Below are 18,369 nucleotides of genomic sequence, written 5' to 3'. Positions count from 1 at the left end.
CGGGTGCTGATCAGGAGATCGGGGCGGGCCATTCGACCGCGTCCGGTGCGACGTCGGCTCTGATGCCGCGGAATGAGCAATGGCGCAGCGCGCCGTCGGCTCCCAGGCTTCGGTAGTGGACGTCGGCGACAAGGATGGGGCTGACCCACCGGACGCCGGGCAGCGCTATGTCGACGGGTGCCTCGTCGACGACCAGGGTGTCGAGGGTCTCGCGCAGTATCCGTCGGGTGGCACCGGTGAATCCGCTGCCGACGCAGCCGAGGTAGTGGATCGTGCCGTCGCGGTGATGTGCTCCGAGCACGAGTGCGCCGAAGGTGTCGGTGTTCGGCCCGGTGCCCGGCAGGAATCCCAGAATCAGTGCCGAAAGCGATTGGCGGGCGACGGTTTTGATCCAGGAGCGGGAGCGGCCGGGCTGGTAGGTGCTGTCGCGGCGTTTCGACACGATCCCCTCGAGCGAGAGCTCGTTGACCTGCTGCAGCACACGCTCGGCCTCGGGGCCCGGCCAGCTCGGCGCGAGCTGGAGTCCGTGGCGGGGGAGTTCCAGCGATTCGAGCAGGGCCCGTCGCTCGGTGTAGGGCAGGCCGGTGACGGGTGCTCCGTCGAGCTCGAGGAGATCGAAGGCTACGTAGTCGACCGGGGTCTCGGTGATCACCGAGATCGGCGCGGAGACCCGGTGGATGCGCCGCTGCAGCCGGGAGAACGATGGGCGCCCATCCCCGTCGACGGCGATCACTTCGCCGTCGAGGACCAGGCGCCGGCCGTCGAACGCGTCGTCGAGCCGGGCGACGAGGTCGGGGAACGCGGCGGCGATCTCGCGTCCGCTCCGGGTGAACAATCTCCACAGGCCGTCGGCGGTGGACTGGGCCAGGCCGCGCATGCCGTCGAACTTCAACTCGACGGCCCACGAGTCGGTACCGGGAGGACTCCCGGACACGGCGAGCATCGGTGTCGGCTTTGACACCTGATCAGCGTATCGCCAGTTAACTCATCGATCCGGTTCGCCGACACGGAGTGCGGACGGGCTGGTGATGCTGGTCACCGCTGATCGCGGTGGTGTTCACGGTCATGTCCGACACATCGCCCGGTCGCGCCCCGAAAACGTCCCTGAACAGCGCCCACCTGCGGTGATAGCGAAATCTCTGCGGATTTTGGCAGGTCGTTCGCCCTGTGCTGGAGTGACGCCGGGCCGGTGGGGAAGTCCGGCCCGATCAGCTGGTTCGACGCCGTCCTCGGCGCGGACCGACGAAGGGATTCAACGTGAACATCAGAAACCAGGGGCGACGTGTCGCGTCGATCGGGCTACCGTTGGCGGCCGCGGTGGGGATCGCTGGATTCGCCACCACCGCGCCCGCTACCGCTGCCCCCGCCGCGCCACCGGCCGCCGTGCTCGCGGCCGCCGACCCGGCACAGCCGATCGCCGATCCGGTCGTCGACGGTCAGCCGTCGAACGTTCACGTCTTCAACGGCTTCGCAGCCGGTGCCACCCTCGGCGCGCTCGCTGGCGGTGCGGCTGGCACCGCGGCGGGCTTCGTACCGACGATTCCATTGGCGATCGCCGGTGGCGTCGCTGGCGGGGTCGTGGGCTGTGTCGTCGTTCCCGCGGTCGGGTGCGGTGTCGGCGCCGGAGTCGGAGCGGGACTGGGCACCCTCGCCGGTGTCGTGCTTTTCGCCGGGCCCGGCATGATGGCGGGCGCGCTCGCCGGCGCCGCCGCCGGTGGCGCGGCAGGCGCCTACGCGGGCAGCCTGATCCCGGCCTGAGCCATCCCGAGCCCGGTCACCGTCACGCGACGGCGACCGGGTCGGGCATCACCGTGACGGTGCCCAGCACTTCGCTACGAGCTGTGCCGCCATGACGGAATACCGTCACGCCGATTGTCGTCTCGCTGGCCGCGTGACGGTAACCCGTCACGGTCACGCTGGCGACGACGGTAGGCCGCCTGGCGGCACGCCGGTGAGCAGTACACCGCGCTGGTTCGGCGCCGCACACCCTGCCAGACGACGAGGCCGCAGACCGGGCACTGCACCCCGTCGAACCGGACCCTGCCGGAGACGATCGCGGCCTTCTGCGCGTAGGTCAGGTCGGTGAACAAGGCGAGCACGGCGCGACGACGCTCAGTGCGTTCGATGAGTCGAACCCGCTTGCGGTAGGCCCGCGAAACGCACGCCGGTCCGCAGAACGAACGCAGCGAACCAGCGTCGGCCGGGAGAGGCCGACCGCAGTCCAGGCAGGCTCGCCGCGCGGCCGGATCGTCTACCGCGTGTACGCCTACCGGTGGACCGGGCGCACCCATATCCTCAGCCTGCGCCTCGCCGCAGCATGCCGCAACAGCCACTCGGGAGCCCGGTTGTCGGGATTGATTAGCGGATGGCGAGAGTGCTGTCCGCTAATCCCTTCCCACGCCCCGGATTCCGAGTCCACCTCACCACACCGGCGCCACCACAGCCGGCAAGGACGCGGCCCCTCGGGAATCGTCCATCAGGTTAGATCGCACCCACGCGATTCGCGGTGAGCGGCCTGCTGGGCTCGCCGGTTCCCGGCGGCCAGCCAGATGTCGGTGTCGGCTGAGACGATTGACCCGTGAGCACGGGCAGCGACCGCGAATCGTCGGCAGGGTGGGGCGATCTGGCGACCGAGTACGGGTTCGGCCCGGTGGTGATGTCGTTCGGGATCTGGCTGGGGCAGCGCTACCGCGCTGCGCGGTCGCGCGAGACCTATCTCGAGAGAGCCCAGCAGTTCCTGGTGTGGATCCGTACGAACGGTTTCACCGACGCTCTGGCGAGCACGGCCGGCCGCGACCGTGCCATCGCCGCGTTCACCGCGAAGATGGAGCAGGACGTCCGCGACGGCGTCATCAAGGCGACCACGCTCAACCTCACGCTCACCGCGATCGACCTGCTCTACGCCTCGCTCGGGATGGGCAAGCCCGAAGCGCCCCGCGCCGCGGTGACACGGATCGTCCCGGCGACCCTGACCGCATCGGAACTGCGCGCGCTGTTGCGGTCCGGGGCCGAGGACGGGCCGCGGGCGTTCGCCGTGATCTGTCTGGCGCTCGAGGACTGCGGCCCGACCGAGGCCGAGCTCGTCGCGCTCGATGTCGACGACGTGGACCTGGCCGACGACGGCGGCGTGACGGTCGCGCGGGGAACGCAGCGCCAGCGTTGGGCCGCGCTGTCCGCCGGGGCGCGGGTCGCGCTGCGAACCTGGATGCCGCAGCGCGACAGCCTGCTCGGCCGCGACAGCGCCGAACGTGCGCTGTTCGTGTCGTTCAACCCGCCCCACCGTCGCTTGGTCCCGCACACGATCGACACGATCGTGCGCCGCGCCGGCCGCGCGGCCGACCTCGTCGTGGCACCGGGAACTCTGCGGGCCACCGCGCAGCAGCGCCAGCACCTTCGCGGTGATCCCGACGAGCTCGTCGCACAACGCCTCGGCCTCGCCGAGATCGATCAAGTCCGCGCGGCCGCGCTGACGACGGGCGTGGCGAACAAGCGCGCCCGGATCCCTCGATCCGGCGGGCAGCAACTCGATCTGTTCGGTGAGATCGCCGGCTGAACCAATCGCGCCCGGCCACCGGGTCTACCCGGATGGCGACACACTCGGGGGCCGGTTGTCAGACCCCGTACCACCATGCGTAGAAGTTTTCGCTCGCAGGTGCGTCGCGCCCGTCATCCGGCGGAACACCGAAGTCGACTGCCTCAAGCAGCGACCCGATCTGACCCGCGAGATCGACGCCTATGCCCTCCTCGGCGTAGAGGCTGGCGAAGTACACGCCGGGCTGCGGAGTGTTGAGGAATCCGCCTGCTTTGGTGAGTTCGATGTGCACCAAGCGGCGGTGTCCCTCGAGCAGATCCCAGGCTTGCAGGAAGGTAGCCAGCTCCTCGTCGGTGTAGGCGGGGAACAGTTCGCGTCGAGCGATCCAGGAGTGCAGCGGGAGCTCGGCCGACACCGCCGCGATCCCACCTGGCGCATCGGGCTGGATGAATCCCGGAACAAAGACTCCGGTCTCTGCGCTGACCCACGATTCGAGCCCGGCGACGTCGGCGTAGACCGTCGGTGGAAGGAACCGCTCGAAGATCGCTCTCGAGGCGACGACACGTGCCTGGGCGATGCCGGACTGGGTGCTCACTGTGGTTCCGATCTCTCGTTGTTCGCGTCGAATCCGACGGTGGTTCCGCTGGTGCTACAGCATGCTGATCAAGCAGTCGGGTCAGCGTTCGACGCCACCCTCGCGCTCGGGCTGCACACCCACCGTCGGCTGCTCGACATCCGGGTCGAGCTTGGCCGGAATCGGCGAGCCTGGCTCGCGAGTACCGGCCGCTTCGGCGCCGCGCCCGCGCTGCGCGTCGTAGAACTGCCGGACCTTGGCCAGCTCCGGATCCATCGGGACCTCCGTGGCCACCGCGACGCTGCCCGCGCTCGCCTTCTGGGGGAGCTGGGTGCGCACCGCGGCGAGGTTCACCCGGCGTGCGTAGTCGATGTGTTCGGCGCGCTGGAGCTGTCCCATCGCGACCTGTGCGTCGTGGATCGCCTCCATCGTTTTCAGGAGCTGACGCAGGACCAGAACCCAGCCGGTCGCGGCGGAGACGTTGGTCGTCTGCATCAGCAGCAGCGCGGCACTGGTCGCGAAGTCGATCCGCCCGACCGGCTTGTGGAACCGCTGCGACGGGTACACCTGAGCGGACCGCTCGATGGCCCGTGCGGCGGCCGCGAGTTCGCGTCCGAGCTTGGGGTCCACGCGCCGAGACCATGCCGCGAGAACACCCGCGGTGCGCCCGGCGGCGTTGGCCCACTGCGCGTGATCGCCATGGGGAATCGAACGCAGGTACTTGTTCCACTGCCCGAGGTCCTTCGCGGCGCGCTCGATCAACGCGGGGTCGGTGAGCTCGCGAGTTTCACGACCACCGTCGTGCACGATCGGGCGCCCACGCTTGGCCGCTGTCCACTCGTCGACGGCCTCGCTGGCGGTCTCGGGAGTACGTTCCCAACCGCAGCTCTCCCGCAGCGCGGGCAGCGCCAGCTCGGGCGCGAGCTCGCCGCCACCGTAGTAAACGACGCGCTCCCACTTACCGCCGACCATCCGCGGCTTGAGACCTACCTTGTAGCCGACGACGACGTCGGACCGGCCCGCGGCGAACCGCGCCGAGACCGCGAGTCCCTCGCGGCGCAGACGCCGCACGAACTCGGCCTCGGTCTTGCTCGCGGTCGCGCACGCACGCACGATCGGCCGCAGGTAATCGCGGGCCGGATCGAGGTCACCGCGACGCTTCGCGCTCGCCACTTCGCCCGGGTGATAGCCCGGGATACTCGGTGCCTTTCCGCGCGACTCGATGACCACGAGGCCGTGCTCGCGCTCGAGTTCGGCGACGATCTTCTGCGCGCGAGGATGGTCGTTCCAGGTGCTCACTTTCGTGCCGTCTTCGCGCACGGCGCTCGCGGCGATGTGGATGTGGTCGTTGCCCTTCTTGCTCAGGCCGTGACGCACCGCGACCCACCGAGCGGGGGAGCGCCCACTGGCCTCGGTGAACCCCATCCGGTCCATGAAGTCGTGCGCGACGCGGGCCCACTGATCGTCGGTCAGCTGCCCTTCGGCAGCGCTCAGCGACAGCGAGCAGTGCCACACATTTCCGTCCTTGAGGGGACGGTCGGGGTGCTTGATCCTCTTGCCGTTGGGGCCGCGCAGTTCGTTGCCCTCGTCGTCGCGCAGGTAGTTCGGCGCGAGTACCTCGGTGCCGAAAACCTTGCGCGGCTGGTCGAGCTGCGCGGCGATGTCGAGGGCGGCCAGGTGCGACAGTTCGGCGTCGTCGTGCCATGCCATGATCGCCGAGTCACCGGTCACCAGGTGCGGCTCGGTGTGTACGTTGCCGCGACCGGGACCGACCAGATAGGTCATCAATCCGGCCATGCTCCCACCGCGGGTGATGTTGGGAATCATGACACCCGGAACCCGTCGAGCACCGCGTCAAGGCGGAACGCCAGGCGCCGCATCAGCTCGAAATTCGCGCGCAGTTCTTGGTCACCTTCGTCGTCGAACACGCGTGTCGAGTTGGCGACTTTCGCGATCTGGTTGACGTTGTTGGCGACGTTGGAGACCAGTCGGTGCAGCGCGAACAACTCCTTCGCCACCACCGCCCGCGCCTCACGATCGACATGCCCGTCACCACCGAACAGGACAGTGGCATCGACCGCTGCGGATTCCGCACCCGGACCTCCGCCGGCGGCCTCGCCACCAGCGTCTGCCTCGGCCGCCATCAGGACGGCGAGGGCTTCCTTGACCACGCCCTGCACCGACATGCCACGTTCTGTCGAGAACTCCTGCACCCGCCGCGCGTACGCGGGCGACCACGTCATCGTGTAGCGCACGGGGACCACATCACTCGACGTGTTCTCGACACGTCGACCCGTCGGACGGCGACGTCCCGACGCGGACACATCGCCACTCTCAGCGGACGAGTCCGTAGCCGTCATGCCGTAACCGCCTTCCGCAGTAATCCGAGCGCAGCGCCCCCACCAACCGGTGGGAACGACACGCCCAGTGTCGCACAGCGATGGCCGCCGAGCCAGCGCGCAAGCCACTTAATGCAATTAAGTGTATAGCTTGCTCTCGATCCTTAGCGTACGCAACGGATGTCACCGTGACGTCGGGGCTGGCTCCGCAAGACTCGCGGCTTGCCGCGCCCGCGGACGTCCCGATGCCTCGGGGAGGCCCCCTGTGGGCCGAGTCGAGGCATCGGGACGTCCCAACCCTCCCGCAACCAAACCGGCTGGTTTAGGCTGTCGGAATGACCACACCCAGCGTTGACCAGATCGAGTCGATCCTGCGCGCAGGACTCGACGCGAAGATCACCTCGGCACGCGCGCTGGCGGACGCGTTCGCCACCCGCGATGAGGCCCGCGCCCGCCATGCCGAGGAGGATGCCGCCAACGTCGCCGCGGTCGACGCCGCGGTCAAACAAGCACGCACCGCCGGGCTCGACGACAACGCCCTCAAGGAACTCGGCCTCTTCCCGTTCCTCGAGAAGGCGCCCGCGAAGAAGCCCAGCACCAACTCCGCCAAGGCCTTGCGTCGCGACGCAGCAGGACGCGGCACCGCCGCCACGACGGCGGCCGCGCCGAAGAGCAGCCAGGACAAGAAGCCGTCCCCGCCGCCACCCGCAAATCCACCTCTAGGCACGGTGCCCGAGCCGTCGACGGCTTCGGCCTGACCCGACCAACCACCTCATGATCGGAGGGATCGAATGAGCGCTGAAACTGAACTCGTCAAGGTGCTGATGGACCGCGACAAGCCGCGGCCGGCCGAACTCGCGGCTGTTGTTCGCGGCGAGCGGTTCATCGATGTGCGCCGCACGAACACAGCGGTGTTCGACATCGCATTCCCCACACGCGCCAACGACTGAACGACCAGAGAACGCACGCCCCGAGACACAGCACACGGGTGAGGCCCGGACCGACTATCGGTCCGGGCCTCACCCGTTCAACAGACCGCACGCAACAGGGCAGCGCGCGCCCGCGCGGTGCTTCCGCTCCACCCCGCCGACGGCGCGACCGAGGAGCACGAGCGTCAGCTCGTTCCGCTGTCGGCCGACCGTGCGGAGGCCCGCCGCACAACGGCGAGGGACCGGCGCACCGGCCCCTCGCACCGTCGGCTCACACCTGCGGGATGAACACCCGGTAGCTGTCGTCGGCCACCACGACACCGACGTCGATCAGCCGACGCCACACCCTCGGTTCGACCGCGTTACCGAGCGCCTGGATCAGCAGCGACAGCAACGGCGGCTCGGCGATCCCCTCGGCCCGCGCGTACTGCGCTGCGGTCGTGACCGCCACGCTTGCGGGCACTCCGTCCTCCGCGACGTAGAGCATGATCGCCGCGACGGCGAGCACCTCCACCCGCATCTGTCCACGCAACTGATTCGCGATGTCGACCATGACCGTCGCAGCCAGATCACATCCGATCGCACCGACCCCGACCAGCGCATCGCGCGCGGTCCGACTGCGCACCACCAACCGACCCACACGGGCCGCGAGTTCGGCCCCGACCGGCTCGCCGAGCATGACCGCGTCCACCGCATCGTTGAGCGTGCGCGCCGCGAACTGCTCGAACGGCTCGGAAGTTGCGAGCATCGGTTCGGCTTCCTCGGTGAGCTCGAAACGGCGCTCGATTTCCGCGCGGCTCGCGTGCAGACGACGGCCCGACATCACGCGATCGGCAGCGACCGGAGACGTGCTCGGATCGTTGAGCAACCCCATCTCCCCGGTGCGCACATCGGTGAACTGCGCGCCCATCGTGTACTCCGGCAGATGAACCGCCCGCAGCATCTGCACACCCGCCTGACGGGCTTGACGCTCGATGTCGTCGACGATGGTTCGCACCCGCGACATCGGCTCTTCGGTCGCCACGATCACGATCACCCGATCGGCACCGTTGCGCGCGGCACCCTCGAACAGATCGATCTCGCCGGGGAACAGCTCCATCGGTGGGGCGGCCACGAAAAGCACCTCCCGCTCGGTGATGAAAGCGAGCGACACACGCTCGACCGGCGGGTAGCCCAGCAGCGCCGGAACCGCCGCGATCAGATCGTTCGCCGTGTTGACCACTACCTTGCCCACGAAACCCTCCCAGGTCCGATGATCGCGATCGCCACGACCATTTCTTTGCCCTTCTGGCAGGGAGAGATCCGACCGGCACAGGGCCGCGGAACGCACACCCTTGAGCGAAGAAGTTTTCCGGCCGCGCCCGCCTCGGCGGGCTGCTCGGGAGAGCCGGAAAAGTTGTTCGCGCCCGCAGGGTCGAGCACCGCGAAGTCACGGGTTGCGTGCAGTGGACCGCCGGTCAAACTCGGATGCCAGAAGGGAAAAGAACCCTCCCCGCACGGGGAAGAGGGATTGCTTCCGGCGACGCCGGAACCCCTGCTCCGCCGACGGCGGACAAGGACAGCACGAGCATCGCGAGACCCGCCATCAGCACCGCGTGCGGATCGGTTCAGCGAACCCGTCGACGGGTGGATCGGGGGTTGGCGATGGTGGCTCGGATGTCGACCAGCCCGACCGTGGGCGGTAGATCGATCACGGTCTCCCCGCGCCAGCGCACCCACAGCGCGACGTGCCCGGCCTCGGCCTCGGCAACCAGCTTGTCGACCGACCACGACTTGTTCGCGCGGTCGATTTCGATGGCGATCGGTGGCCGCCACCACGACCGCTCACACACCACGTCCACGCGCCCGCTGTAGACGCGGCCGCTGATGGTTCGCTCGACCAGCGCGGGCACCTCGGTGGAGGTTCGCCAGCGTTTGCTGTGCGCCCATTCGAGGGTGTGCGCGGTGATCAACTCGGTCGTCTGCGTCGAGGTCAATCCCGTCGCGCACACCGGGGTCAGCCAGTGCCTCAGCGACTGCGCCAACTCGTCGGTCTTCTCCCCGCGCCACCACACGGGGCCCGACGCTACCGGGCACCGCCGACACCCCATCGCGCCCGCCTGGGACGCGGGGTGCAGGAGCGCAGCGAGTCCCGCGCCGACCGGATCCGCCGGCCGCCGAAGCGGCCGGGCCGAGGTTCAGGCGACGGCCAGGTGACCGCCGATCATCGGGACGGCCATGCGCACCACCCACGGCTCGCCCAGCAGCTCGTCGATCCACCGCTCGGCACCGGCCTCGCTGGGATCGGGCATCATGCTCGCGGTGATGGTGAGCTCGCGGCTCTCATGGGTGTCGACGTTGGTGACGATGACCATGAAGCGGTCGGGGGTGATCTCGACGTCGCCGAGAATGGGGTCGTGGATGGTGAGCATGAGGTCCTCCTGCTGGTTGGTGTCCGGTATCTGGCAGGGAGGAATCAGGCCGGCACGAGGGCCGTGGAGTGCACACCCCTGAGGGAAGAAGTTTTCGGCCGCGCCCGCTCCAGCGGGCTGCTCGGGAGAGCCGAAAAGTTGTTCCCGCCCCCGCACGGGGGCCGCAGTCAGGGGTTGCGCGCAACGGGCCGCCGGCCAGACTTCGGACGCCAGATCCGGACGGCCAGCATGGTGACCGCTACCCGCCAGCACGACGTTCTCGCCGAGCACGAACCACCCGCCACGGTGCTTCGCCCACCCCCGTCGGCACACCGGTCCGCGTGCTCGTCGGCGCCCGCGGCGACCCGAACAGAACCTCGGTCGCGCACCGCCGCGCCGATGGAGTAGGTGTCGGTCCGGTAGGACCTTGGCCGTTCTGTCGGCAGCCCGTCAGGGCTTCGTCTCCGGCGCCTGGCGCGCACAAGAGGGCACGGCCCGCGAGGGCTGTTCGGCAGAGACCGCACCGGGTGCTGGTGCGGTGCCTGCCGCACCGGCGTCAGCGGTCGACCGCGTCGACCCGACCGACCACGCGGGGCGGTCGGGAGCCGCGGCGAGGGAGGATCCCGCGGCGTGCTCGGGTGGGCTTGGCCGGCCGCCGTCGATCGGCGCCCGATAATCCGTTCGAGTTCTGTCGGGGGCCGGTGGTGCAATTGGTCCATGACCATCGACGAGGAGTGGTTGCAGTCGCCCGACCGGTTCCGCAAGGTCGGTTCTCGCCATCATGTCGTTCCGAAGTTCGTGCTCAAGAAGTGGGCCGACTCGAGTGGCCGGGTGTGGGTGAAGTCCAAGCACGATCGCCGCGAGGGCATCCGCATGATCACCGATCTGGGGATCAAGGACTTCTACACCTTCATTGCCACCGACGGGAAGCTCGACTCCAGCCTCGAGCACTTGCTCAGTGGAGTCGAGGCGCGCGCCGCGGCGGTGCTGCGCAAGCTCGGCACCCCGTTCGCGATTGATGTGGCCGTGACCTTTCAGGAGTTCACCGAGCTGGTCGAGTTCGTTGCGTTCCAGGCCGTGCGCAGTCCACGCCGTCGTCGCGAGCACGAGATGATGGTCGACTGGCAGGCCAAGACGGTGGCGGCCCTGACGATGGCCGACACGGTGACCGAGGACGAACTGCGGACCTTGGAGTTCACGCCCCACCAGAACGAGCACATCGAGCAGATCGGCCCGCTGGCCGAGGCGGTGGCGCGCGACCTCCTCGAGCGGCCGGTCTGTCTGATCACCCTCGACCGGCCGATGCTGTTGATCGGCGACGAGATGGTCATCATGATCACTACCGGCGGGCCCATTTCTCATCTGCCGGAGTGCGCGATGACCGAGCAGGAATGGCAGCGCGAGTTCAAGCGCTCATCGAAGAAGAAGGGCCGTCGACGGCGCCCGGTCACCCGGACGGCGCATGTGGTCTCGACCCAACGCCGCGGGATCTCCACCGCGGTGGAGATCGCGATGCCGATCAGTCCGCGCACCGTGTTGCTGTTCGGCCCCAAAGGCGGCGATGACTGGGGCGGTGTGGTGGAGCGCGATCAGTTCGCCGGAGCCGAGGCTGAGGAACTGGCCGCCAGGATCAATCACCACATCGTCGAGGACTCCCTCGACATCGTCGTCGGTCGCCTCGACGACGATGAGTTCCGTGCGCTCCCGATTCCCGAGCGCCGCCCGTTGTTGACGGTCTGCGGGTCCAGCGGCGCGGCCAAGGAGGCGCTCATGGCGGTGCCGAGACGGCTGCGGCCGAGCCGGATGGACCGTCATGCCGAACAGGTCAAGCCGTGACTGTGTCGACGGGTCAGAGTTCGTAGCCAGTGTCGCGTTGGGGCATCGGCGGGGTCACCTCGATCGAGGGCACCTCGGGCGCGGATCCGGAGCGGGCCGAGCGCGGTGACTGCGCGCGCAGAGCGGCTTGGACGCGGGCGATGTCGGCGGCGAGCTGAGGATCGTCGTCGCGTTCGACCGTCGCCTGCTCGGCGCGGTCGACGGTGATCGCGTCGAACACCGGCACCAGCGGGCTGTGGCCGGTGGGCATCTTGTAGTCCAGGTGCATCGTCGCCCGCGACGCTTCGTTCCACACCGCGGCCTCGACGCGGCTGTAGTCGCACTCGAACCTCGCCTCGCCGGTGAGCCGGTCGAGAAAGGCTCGCGAGGACCGGCCGTTGCCCTCCCGGAACGGGTGCGCGAAGTTCAGCTTCATGTAGGTCGCGGCCGCGGCGTCGACGAACTGGGTGCGGTCGAGCCCGGACCAGTCGATCTCGCGGGTTTCCCGCAGCGCGTAGTGCAGGTAGGAATCCATCGCGGTCGAGTTGAGGAACCGTTCGCCGGACTTGTCGATCTCGACGTTGCGGTACTGCCCGGCCCACTCGAACACATCTTGGAAGATGTGCCGGTGGATCTCGCGCCATTCCGCGGCGTCGCCGGTACGCGCGATGTCGACCTCGCCGGCTCGCAGCTCGTCGAGGCGCAGCGCGGTCGCGGCGTACTCGAGATCGTTCAGCTCGTCGGGATCGTGGGTGCCGAACAGATTGCGAAGCATGGCCCCCGAACCGTCGTTCGAGGGCCACAGGTAGGCCTGCCACTCCGCAGAGTCAGCCGGGTTGGTCATTCAACCCGCGGCGCGGACAACTCGGTGCTTGGAGGCGGACCAGGCCTTGGCGCGGCGCAGGTACTCGGCCCGGTCGATCGTGCCGGTGCGCACCGCGACCAGGTTCGCCACGAACGTCTTGTCCGGGGTCAGGCCTTCGAGTGCGTGGCTGGCCAGCGTGCCCTCGAGCGCGCGGGCCTGCTCGTCGGTCAGCTTCTTGAACTCGGCGGGGAACTTCGCTGCCCAGGTGGCCATGGCGGCTCCTCTCCTTCTTGGATCGATCATAGACGCCCAGCTCAGCGACGTGGGAGACGTCGCGGTGGTGGCGTCGGGTCGGGTCAGTGGTCGTCTTCGGGAGCGGGTTCGTCACGGTGTTCGCCGTGATCGTCGGCCTCGGCCTCGACGTCCTCGGGCGCCGGCGCCGGGGTGTGGGCGTAGCGGGCCTTGATCGCGCGCAGGCGGTGCCAGTAGCCGCGCCATTCGAGGACCGCGGCCGCGGCGACCTGCTCGATGTCCTCGGTATCGGCGGGGTAGTCCGCCATCTGGGTCAGCCGCAGCCCGGCCATCCCGAACGCTCGGCGGTAGGCATCGTCGACGACCTGGTAGGCCGTTCCCCACACGTCGACGCCGATCCCGGTCGTGTAGCAGTCGGCAACGAACTTCGCGATCGTCTCGAACCGGTTGGGGACCTCGGTGACCACCGTGGTCTCACCGCCGGCACCGCGGTGATCGGGGTTGCGGATCGCGGCGACCACCGCGACCGGATCCGGCGTGCGGCCGCTGGCCACGAGCTTGCGGATCACGATCAAGATGGTGCGGGCCAACGGTCGTTCGATGTCGTCGTCACCGAGTACTTCGAGCACCTCGGCGACCTCGCCCGCGGGCATGGCCATGAGCGCGCCGATCAGGTTGGTCTCCGGATCCAGCCGGACCGCGACGGTGCGCCGCTCGATCTCGTCGGCGAGCTCGGAGACCAGATCGACGTCGACGTCGGTATCGAGTTCGGGAACCGGCCGCAGTTCACCCGCGGCGGCCGCGGATCGCGTGTTCCTGGCCATGACCTGCACCCCTTTCTCAGATCTCGAGCGTGGTCGTGGCGCCCGCGATGTAGCGGACGCTGTTGTCGGATCGACGGTGGCGGGGTCCACTCCATTGTGTCGTGCGCGTGTACCCCGCGGCCACCAGCGCGGCGTCGAGCTCGTCGAGGGTCGCTCGCGCGGCGGGATCTTCCGGGCCCACCGGCAGCGATTCCCACCACGGGCCGACGGTCCAGCCGTAGATCGTCTCGTCGTCGTTGTAGTGCACCTCGTGCACGGCATGCAGGTCGATCCCGGCGCCCAGGTCGGAGCTGGTGAAAGCCGAGATGTACAGCTCGACGGTCTCGAGCTCGGTCACCGCGCTCATGCCGCGGCCAGCTTCTTGATCCGGTCCGGACGGAACCCTGACCAGTGCTCCCCGTCGATGGTGACGACCGGCGCGGTCAGATACCCCAACGACATCACATAGTCACGGGCCTCGAGGTCGGCGCTGATATCGATCACCTGATATTCGATTCCCGCTTTGTCGAGCGCCTTGTACGTGGCGTCGCATTGCACGCACGCAGGCTTGGAATACACCATTACCGGCATTTCTTCACTCCTCAGAATTTCCCCGGAATCGTCGGCAGTGAAGCGCGCCGAACTTTCCCTTATTCTACCTGATCTGACCGCTATTCACCAGCCGTAATAGGTGGTCGGTGCAATTGTCGGACAATGCTTCTCGGATTCTCTCGTACCGATTTGATGGTATTTGTTCAGGGCTTTGGCAGTGGCATTTCCAACCGTCCGCCCCGCACACGAAACCGGTCGGATCTCGTGTGCGAGACGCACCGTTAGGCCATGGCCAGGACCTTGTCGATCGCGGTGAGAACCTTCGCGTCCTCGACGGCGGTCTTTCCGGTCACGGCGTGGGACATGTTGCGCTCGACGCGGCTGGTGTCCTTGCGGATCGGCGCCAGGTGGTGACGCCAGGTGTTGGCCAGCTGGAGCAGACCGAACGCGGTGCCCTTCCACGGTTCGATCCGGCGATCACCGTGGTACGCCTCGTGCAGCTCGGCGCGCCGGTTGTGAATCCGAGTGGCCCCGGCCGGGGAAGCATCCGGCGGGATAGGGGCGATTTCGGCCAGGAACATCCGGAACTGCTGGTCACTGACCTCGATCCGGCACAACTCGGCGATGTCGGCAGCGAATCCCTCGGCGGATTCCACGATCAACCCCAGCGCCTCGCGAGTGTCCTTGATCTTGAACTGGGAGTTGCGGCTGTGGCGGATCTTGATACGGCGCCCCGATTCGCGGGCCTCGCTCAGCCCGATGGCCATCGTGTTGTCGCACACCACGATCGTGGCGACCGCGGCGAAGGTCGTCGACAGCGAACCGTCATGGCTGGAGGCGGCCAGCAGCGTCGGCCGGAAATCCACCCCCTCGGGCGTGGACACGTTGTCCGGGGTCTCGATCTGCACCCACGCCTGGCGACCCTCTCGCAGCACTCCGGCCGAACCGATGCCCAGCGATTCGCTCGTCACGGCCAGCCCGTCGGGAGTGATGATCTCGGCGAGCCCTTCCAGCAGCACCTCTTTGAACTGGTGGATCTCATAGCCGGGGCGGAAGGTGCCCAGATCGACCTCGGGCCGGTCGCTGCGCCAGATCACCTGATCGGTGCCGGTGATCGTGCGCACCGGACGCCCCTGGACATCCACTCCGGTGGCCTCCTCGACCGCGGCAGGCACGTCCCAGCGTTTCGGTGAGGCGATCGCGTCCCAATCGAACAACCGGCGCTCGACATCGGCGACCGGGATCGCGCCGGGATAATGATTCGGCTCCACGCCCTGGGAATCAGCGCGGTAGTGCCAGGCCATTCCCCGCTTGTCGGTATAGCCGATGAGAGTTTGGGTGTTGAGGGTCTCGTAGGTTTCCCGGCTCATGACTGGCTGGCTCCTTCGCGAAAAAGAAGGGGTTGACGTGGCCGCCAACTTTTTTTGCCCTTCTGGCGAGGGAGATTCAGACCGGCATCAGGGCCGCGAAAATGCAACTGTTCGGGGTCGGCAAATTCTCGGCAGCGAACCGGGGTGAGCACGAATGGAGAGAAATTGTCGCCGCCTGCCAGGGCCGAAGCGACAGCGCAGCCGAACGGTTGCATGCAGCGGGCCGCCGGTCATCATCGGACGGCCAGAAGGACAAAACAAAGCGAACCGCCTGCACCGGGTGCAGCTGGTGCACCCGGTTCCCGACAACCCGCCCTGCGGGCGGAACACCGGGCACGAACCGCCGGTGAGTTCCGCGCCCGTGGGGCCGGCGCCAGCCTCGGCTCCCGGGCACCCCGCCGCGCACGGCCAGGCCGTGCTCGATTCCGCCAGCCAGGTTCCCCCACCGGGCACCCGCGATCCTGCGATCACGAGGTGCCCGATGCGGGTCAGGGTCCTAGGTCTCGACCAGGTCGAACGTGAGTCGATCGAACCCGTCGGGCACGACCTCGCCCACGCTGATGCGGTCGCGCGCCCAGGTGCCGACCAGGGCGAAGTTGCCGGTGGTGTAGTCCTCGTGCAGGTCGCCGCCGCCGCGTTCGTTCCCCTCGGCGGTCAGCACCGACAGCGGGTGCACTGTCCACCCGTCCGCGTTCGCCGGAATCTGCTGCTTGTCCACGTACATGCCCCGGTCATGGTTGATCACGAACCGTCCCGACCGGCGCTGCGGGTCGTCCGGGCTGATCTTGCTGCCCCACCCTGCCATCGCGTACAGGGTCGCCACGGTGCCTGGCTCGGGATCGGCGTAGTCACCGGCCCACACCAGCCTGGTCGGCGTCGACAGCTGCGATTCCACCGCCGTCATGAACTCGTTGCCGACCCAGGAGTGCTCCATGAGCTTGGCCCCGTTGCCGTAGTCGTAGCACGACAGCCAACCTGTGATCGCGTTGCCCTGGTCCTCGAGGAAAACCGGCCTGTAGTACTGACCCATCGCTGCTCCCAAACCTCAATTGGCCTACCCGCCAATGCTTTTGCCCTTCTGGCAAGGGGAGAGTTCGGGCGGGCAATAGGCCGCCGGAGTGCAATGTCGTGGGCGGGAAATTTCCACGGCGCCGCATCAGCAAGCCTCGTAGTGGAAAATTGCCGAGCCGTCAGGCCACGCCAGTGCCTCGAGGTTGCGCGCAGGTGCGCCGCCCGGCCCAGAATCGAACGGCCAGAAGGGAAAAAGGCAACCCCCGGGCATCGGACCGCCGCACGGGGCGCCGATGGCGCGCCCGTGGGCCCGGTTCCCACGCCCCACGGGCGCAGACCGGCACGAACCCTCGGTGAGTTCCGCGCGCCGGGCGGCAGTGAAACCGCCCTGCCGGCGCCACAGGCAGCGCACGGTGGCCGCCGTGCTCGATTCCCGGCGCCCCGCGGGGCCGAGCACCGGCGCCCCGTGGTGAACGGGGAACCGGCCCACGGCCCGCGCGGGGATCAGTCTCCGTGGCGGCGCCGGTCGGGATCGGGTTCGTCTTCGCTCGGGTCCTGGGCGGTGATGGCCGCGACGATGTCGGCGATCGCGTCGGGAATCGGGGACTTCGGGATCGCGGCGACGACCCGGTCGATTTCGTCTTCGGTGAGCACGGTGCCGCCCCAACGCACGATTTGATCGAGGGTGATCAGGGGCCAGTCGCGCCCGAGGTCGTCCGGGTCGACGTTCACGTAGGGCCATTCGGGCAGGTCGGGGGCTTGAACGCGCGCGGCCGCGCCTGCCCGGGTGAGGTCGCTGACCTCTTGGCGGCGCAACTCGGCCAGGTAGTCCGCGACCTGATCGAGGTTGTGGTCCGCCTCGTCGGGGATCGCGTCATAGACCGCGCCGTCGTTGACCGTGACCCGGCAACGCCGCGACGGGTCGAGCGCACTGGTGTCGACGTGAACGAGCGCGGCCCCGTCGATCGTGCTGATACAGGCGTCGACGCTGATCCACCACTGGTCGGCCACGGCGAGCTCGAGCTCTGCCCCGGCGGTTCGTCGGCGGCCACGCCAACCGGTCAGCCCGACCCGCAGGGAACCGGCGCGAGCGCGCAGTCCGCGCGCACCCCGGTGGCCGCGTGCGCTGCGGTCAGTGATGGTGTTGTTCATCGCGTAACTCCTTGCAGTAGAGGTGGTTTCAGGAATTGCGGGTCACCGTTCGGGGATCGCGTCGAACACCGGACCGGAGTTGACGTAGACCCGGCACTGGCGCTCGGGGTCCAGGCCGTAGGTGTCGACCTGCACCACCACGGCGTTGTCGGCCTCGCTGATCCCGGCCGTGACGATGAGGTTGTCGTCCTCGACGGCCAGGTCCAGGCGCGCGGGCGCGGGCGGTGCGAGCAGCAACTCGACGTGGCGGGCGAGTTCGGCGATGAGCTTGTTCCAGCTCGCGGCCTTGACCTCGAGGTCACGGTTGTAGGGGCTGGCGATGATGCGGCTGTCGGGATCGATCACCGCCGCGATGTCGTCGGGACCGCGTACGACCTGGTAGGACTCGGGCATCAGCGACCACAAGGTGTTCCAGGTCAGCTGGTCGCGGGCGAACGCCTCGACGCTCAATCGCCAGTACTCGGGGTAGGAGTCGATCCGCAGCTGGTAGCGCAGCGGCACGCCACGGTGCTCGGCGTAGAGGGTGACCTGGTTGTCCCCGGCCTTTCCGACGATGTCGCTGGCCTCGATCTGCGGCACGGTCATGGTGTCCTCCCTGCTTCCCTCGGCTGGATCACCCCGACCGAACTTCTTGCCCTTCTGGCAGAGGAGAACTCGACCGGCACGAGCCGCCCGGAGTGCAACCCGCCCGCCAGGGCCGCCAGCCTGGGGGTTGCGCGCAGGACGGCGCCGGTCAAGATCGGAGAGCCAGAATGGGCAAGAACTCCACCAGGTGCAGCAACCGGCGACGCCGGGTTTCCGAACTCCGCGCCGCCGGCGCGAACACCGCGCGAGCACCGCGAGCT

The 18,369-nt window shown here is 68.4% G+C and carries 22 protein-coding genes; 5 read left to right on the top strand and 17 right to left on the bottom strand.

Going from position 1 to position 18,369, the window contains the following annotated elements:
• Window positions 1-10: 10 nt before the first annotated feature.
• Complete coding sequence (gene ligD, locus ACFVVM_RS32750) at window positions 11-961, bottom strand: non-homologous end-joining DNA ligase (RefSeq protein WP_387626256.1); 951 nt, start codon at window positions 959-961, stop codon at window positions 11-13.
• Window positions 962-1,257: 296 nt separating this feature from the next.
• On the opposite strand from ligD, the gene ACFVVM_RS32745 reads away from it, so the two are divergent.
• A complete protein-coding gene (locus ACFVVM_RS32745) occupies window positions 1,258-1,758 on the top strand; it encodes a hypothetical protein (protein WP_387626254.1) in 501 nt (166 codons plus the stop codon).
• A 22-nt stretch (window positions 1,759-1,780) separates the two neighbouring features.
• On the opposite strand, the gene ACFVVM_RS32740 is transcribed toward ACFVVM_RS32745, so the two are convergent.
• The gene (locus tag ACFVVM_RS32740; RefSeq protein WP_387626251.1) at window positions 1,781-1,915 is read right to left on the bottom strand and encodes a hypothetical protein; all 135 of its coding nucleotides are present in this window, start codon (window positions 1,913-1,915) and stop codon (window positions 1,781-1,783) included.
• A 663-nt stretch (window positions 1,916-2,578) separates the two neighbouring features.
• Here ACFVVM_RS32740 and ACFVVM_RS32735 point away from each other — a divergent pair.
• Window positions 2,579-3,553: a tyrosine-type recombinase/integrase gene (locus ACFVVM_RS32735; RefSeq protein WP_387626249.1), complete on the top strand. Its 975-nt coding sequence runs from the start codon at window positions 2,579-2,581 to the stop codon at window positions 3,551-3,553.
• A 58-nt stretch (window positions 3,554-3,611) separates the two neighbouring features.
• On the opposite strand, the gene ACFVVM_RS32730 is transcribed toward ACFVVM_RS32735, so the two are convergent.
• The 3 genes from ACFVVM_RS32730 to mobC form a co-directional block, all read right to left on the bottom strand.
• Window positions 3,612-4,127, bottom strand: coding sequence for a hypothetical protein (locus tag ACFVVM_RS32730; RefSeq protein ID WP_387626247.1), 516 nt, complete (start codon window positions 4,125-4,127; stop codon window positions 3,612-3,614).
• Window positions 4,128-4,208: 81 nt separating this feature from the next.
• A complete protein-coding gene (locus ACFVVM_RS32725) occupies window positions 4,209-5,933 on the bottom strand; it encodes a relaxase/mobilization nuclease domain-containing protein (RefSeq protein WP_387626245.1) in 1,725 nt (574 codons plus the stop codon).
• Entirely contained in the window at window positions 5,930-6,286 is a 357-nt protein-coding gene (gene mobC / locus ACFVVM_RS32720; protein WP_387626242.1) for a plasmid mobilization relaxosome protein MobC, read from the bottom strand. Before mobC ends, ACFVVM_RS32725 begins: the two co-directional genes overlap by 4 nt.
• A gap of 494 nt (window positions 6,287-6,780) precedes the next feature.
• Between mobC and ACFVVM_RS32715 the strand changes: the two genes are divergently transcribed.
• Together ACFVVM_RS32715 and ACFVVM_RS32710 are read left to right on the top strand one after the other, a co-directional pair.
• Window positions 6,781-7,203, top strand: coding sequence for a hypothetical protein (locus ACFVVM_RS32715; protein ID WP_387626240.1), 423 nt, complete (start codon window positions 6,781-6,783; stop codon window positions 7,201-7,203).
• Window positions 7,204-7,236: 33 nt separating this feature from the next.
• Window positions 7,237-7,395, top strand: a complete 159-nt coding sequence (locus ACFVVM_RS32710; RefSeq protein WP_387626238.1) for a hypothetical protein — start codon at window positions 7,237-7,239, stop codon at window positions 7,393-7,395.
• A gap of 250 nt (window positions 7,396-7,645) precedes the next feature.
• On the opposite strand, the gene ACFVVM_RS32705 is transcribed toward ACFVVM_RS32710, so the two are convergent.
• The 3 genes from ACFVVM_RS32705 to ACFVVM_RS32695 all read right to left on the bottom strand — a co-directional run bounded on the left by ACFVVM_RS32705 (window position 7,646) and on the right by ACFVVM_RS32695 (window position 9,785).
• The gene (locus ACFVVM_RS32705) at window positions 7,646-8,608 is read right to left on the bottom strand and encodes a DUF4192 domain-containing protein (protein ID WP_387626236.1); all 963 of its coding nucleotides are present in this window, start codon (window positions 8,606-8,608) and stop codon (window positions 7,646-7,648) included.
• A gap of 373 nt (window positions 8,609-8,981) precedes the next feature.
• Window positions 8,982-9,428 (bottom strand): hypothetical protein, encoded by a 447-nt coding sequence (locus tag ACFVVM_RS32700; protein WP_387626234.1) that lies wholly within the window; start codon window positions 9,426-9,428, stop codon window positions 8,982-8,984.
• A gap of 123 nt (window positions 9,429-9,551) precedes the next feature.
• The gene (locus ACFVVM_RS32695) at window positions 9,552-9,785 is read right to left on the bottom strand and encodes a hypothetical protein (protein WP_387626232.1); all 234 of its coding nucleotides are present in this window, start codon (window positions 9,783-9,785) and stop codon (window positions 9,552-9,554) included.
• A 696-nt stretch (window positions 9,786-10,481) separates the two neighbouring features.
• Here ACFVVM_RS32695 and ACFVVM_RS32690 point away from each other — a divergent pair.
• The gene (locus ACFVVM_RS32690) at window positions 10,482-11,600 is read left to right on the top strand and encodes a DUF4238 domain-containing protein (RefSeq protein ID WP_387626230.1); all 1,119 of its coding nucleotides are present in this window, start codon (window positions 10,482-10,484) and stop codon (window positions 11,598-11,600) included.
• A 13-nt stretch (window positions 11,601-11,613) separates the two neighbouring features.
• Here ACFVVM_RS32690 and ACFVVM_RS32685 read toward each other — a convergent pair whose 3' ends face one another.
• From ACFVVM_RS32685 to ACFVVM_RS32645, 9 genes are all read right to left on the bottom strand, one after another.
• Window positions 11,614-12,354: a Fic/DOC family protein gene (locus ACFVVM_RS32685; protein ID WP_387626228.1), complete on the bottom strand. Its 741-nt coding sequence runs from the start codon at window positions 12,352-12,354 to the stop codon at window positions 11,614-11,616.
• A gap of 69 nt (window positions 12,355-12,423) precedes the next feature.
• On the bottom strand, window positions 12,424-12,657 hold the full coding sequence (locus tag ACFVVM_RS32680; RefSeq protein WP_387626226.1) for a hypothetical protein: 234 nt from the start codon (window positions 12,655-12,657) through the stop codon (window positions 12,424-12,426).
• Window positions 12,658-12,740: 83 nt separating this feature from the next.
• Window positions 12,741-13,460 (bottom strand): hypothetical protein, encoded by a 720-nt coding sequence (locus ACFVVM_RS32675; RefSeq protein WP_387626224.1) that lies wholly within the window; start codon window positions 13,458-13,460, stop codon window positions 12,741-12,743.
• 16 nt (window positions 13,461-13,476) lie between these two features.
• Window positions 13,477-13,806, bottom strand: coding sequence for a hypothetical protein (locus ACFVVM_RS32670; protein ID WP_387626222.1), 330 nt, complete (start codon window positions 13,804-13,806; stop codon window positions 13,477-13,479).
• Window positions 13,803-14,030, bottom strand: coding sequence for a glutaredoxin-like protein NrdH (gene nrdH / locus ACFVVM_RS32665; RefSeq protein ID WP_387626220.1), 228 nt, complete (start codon window positions 14,028-14,030; stop codon window positions 13,803-13,805). Before nrdH ends, ACFVVM_RS32670 begins: the two co-directional genes overlap by 4 nt.
• Window positions 14,031-14,272: 242 nt before the next feature.
• On the bottom strand, window positions 14,273-15,361 hold the full coding sequence (locus ACFVVM_RS32660) for a DUF932 domain-containing protein (RefSeq protein WP_387626218.1): 1,089 nt from the start codon (window positions 15,359-15,361) through the stop codon (window positions 14,273-14,275).
• Window positions 15,362-15,857: 496 nt separating this feature from the next.
• On the bottom strand, window positions 15,858-16,391 hold the full coding sequence (locus tag ACFVVM_RS32655; protein ID WP_387626216.1) for a hypothetical protein: 534 nt from the start codon (window positions 16,389-16,391) through the stop codon (window positions 15,858-15,860).
• A gap of 485 nt (window positions 16,392-16,876) precedes the next feature.
• A complete protein-coding gene (locus tag ACFVVM_RS32650; RefSeq protein ID WP_387626214.1) occupies window positions 16,877-17,524 on the bottom strand; it encodes a hypothetical protein in 648 nt (215 codons plus the stop codon).
• A gap of 42 nt (window positions 17,525-17,566) precedes the next feature.
• The gene (locus ACFVVM_RS32645) at window positions 17,567-18,109 is read right to left on the bottom strand and encodes a hypothetical protein (RefSeq protein WP_387626212.1); all 543 of its coding nucleotides are present in this window, start codon (window positions 18,107-18,109) and stop codon (window positions 17,567-17,569) included.
• Between the last annotated feature and the right edge of the window lie 260 nt (window positions 18,110-18,369).

It is taken from the genome of Nocardia sp. NPDC058176, assembly GCF_042883805.1.
In the GTDB taxonomy this organism is placed as follows: domain Bacteria; phylum Actinomycetota; class Actinomycetes; order Mycobacteriales; family Mycobacteriaceae; genus Nocardia.
This window is presented reverse-complemented; position numbering and strand designations above follow the sequence as displayed.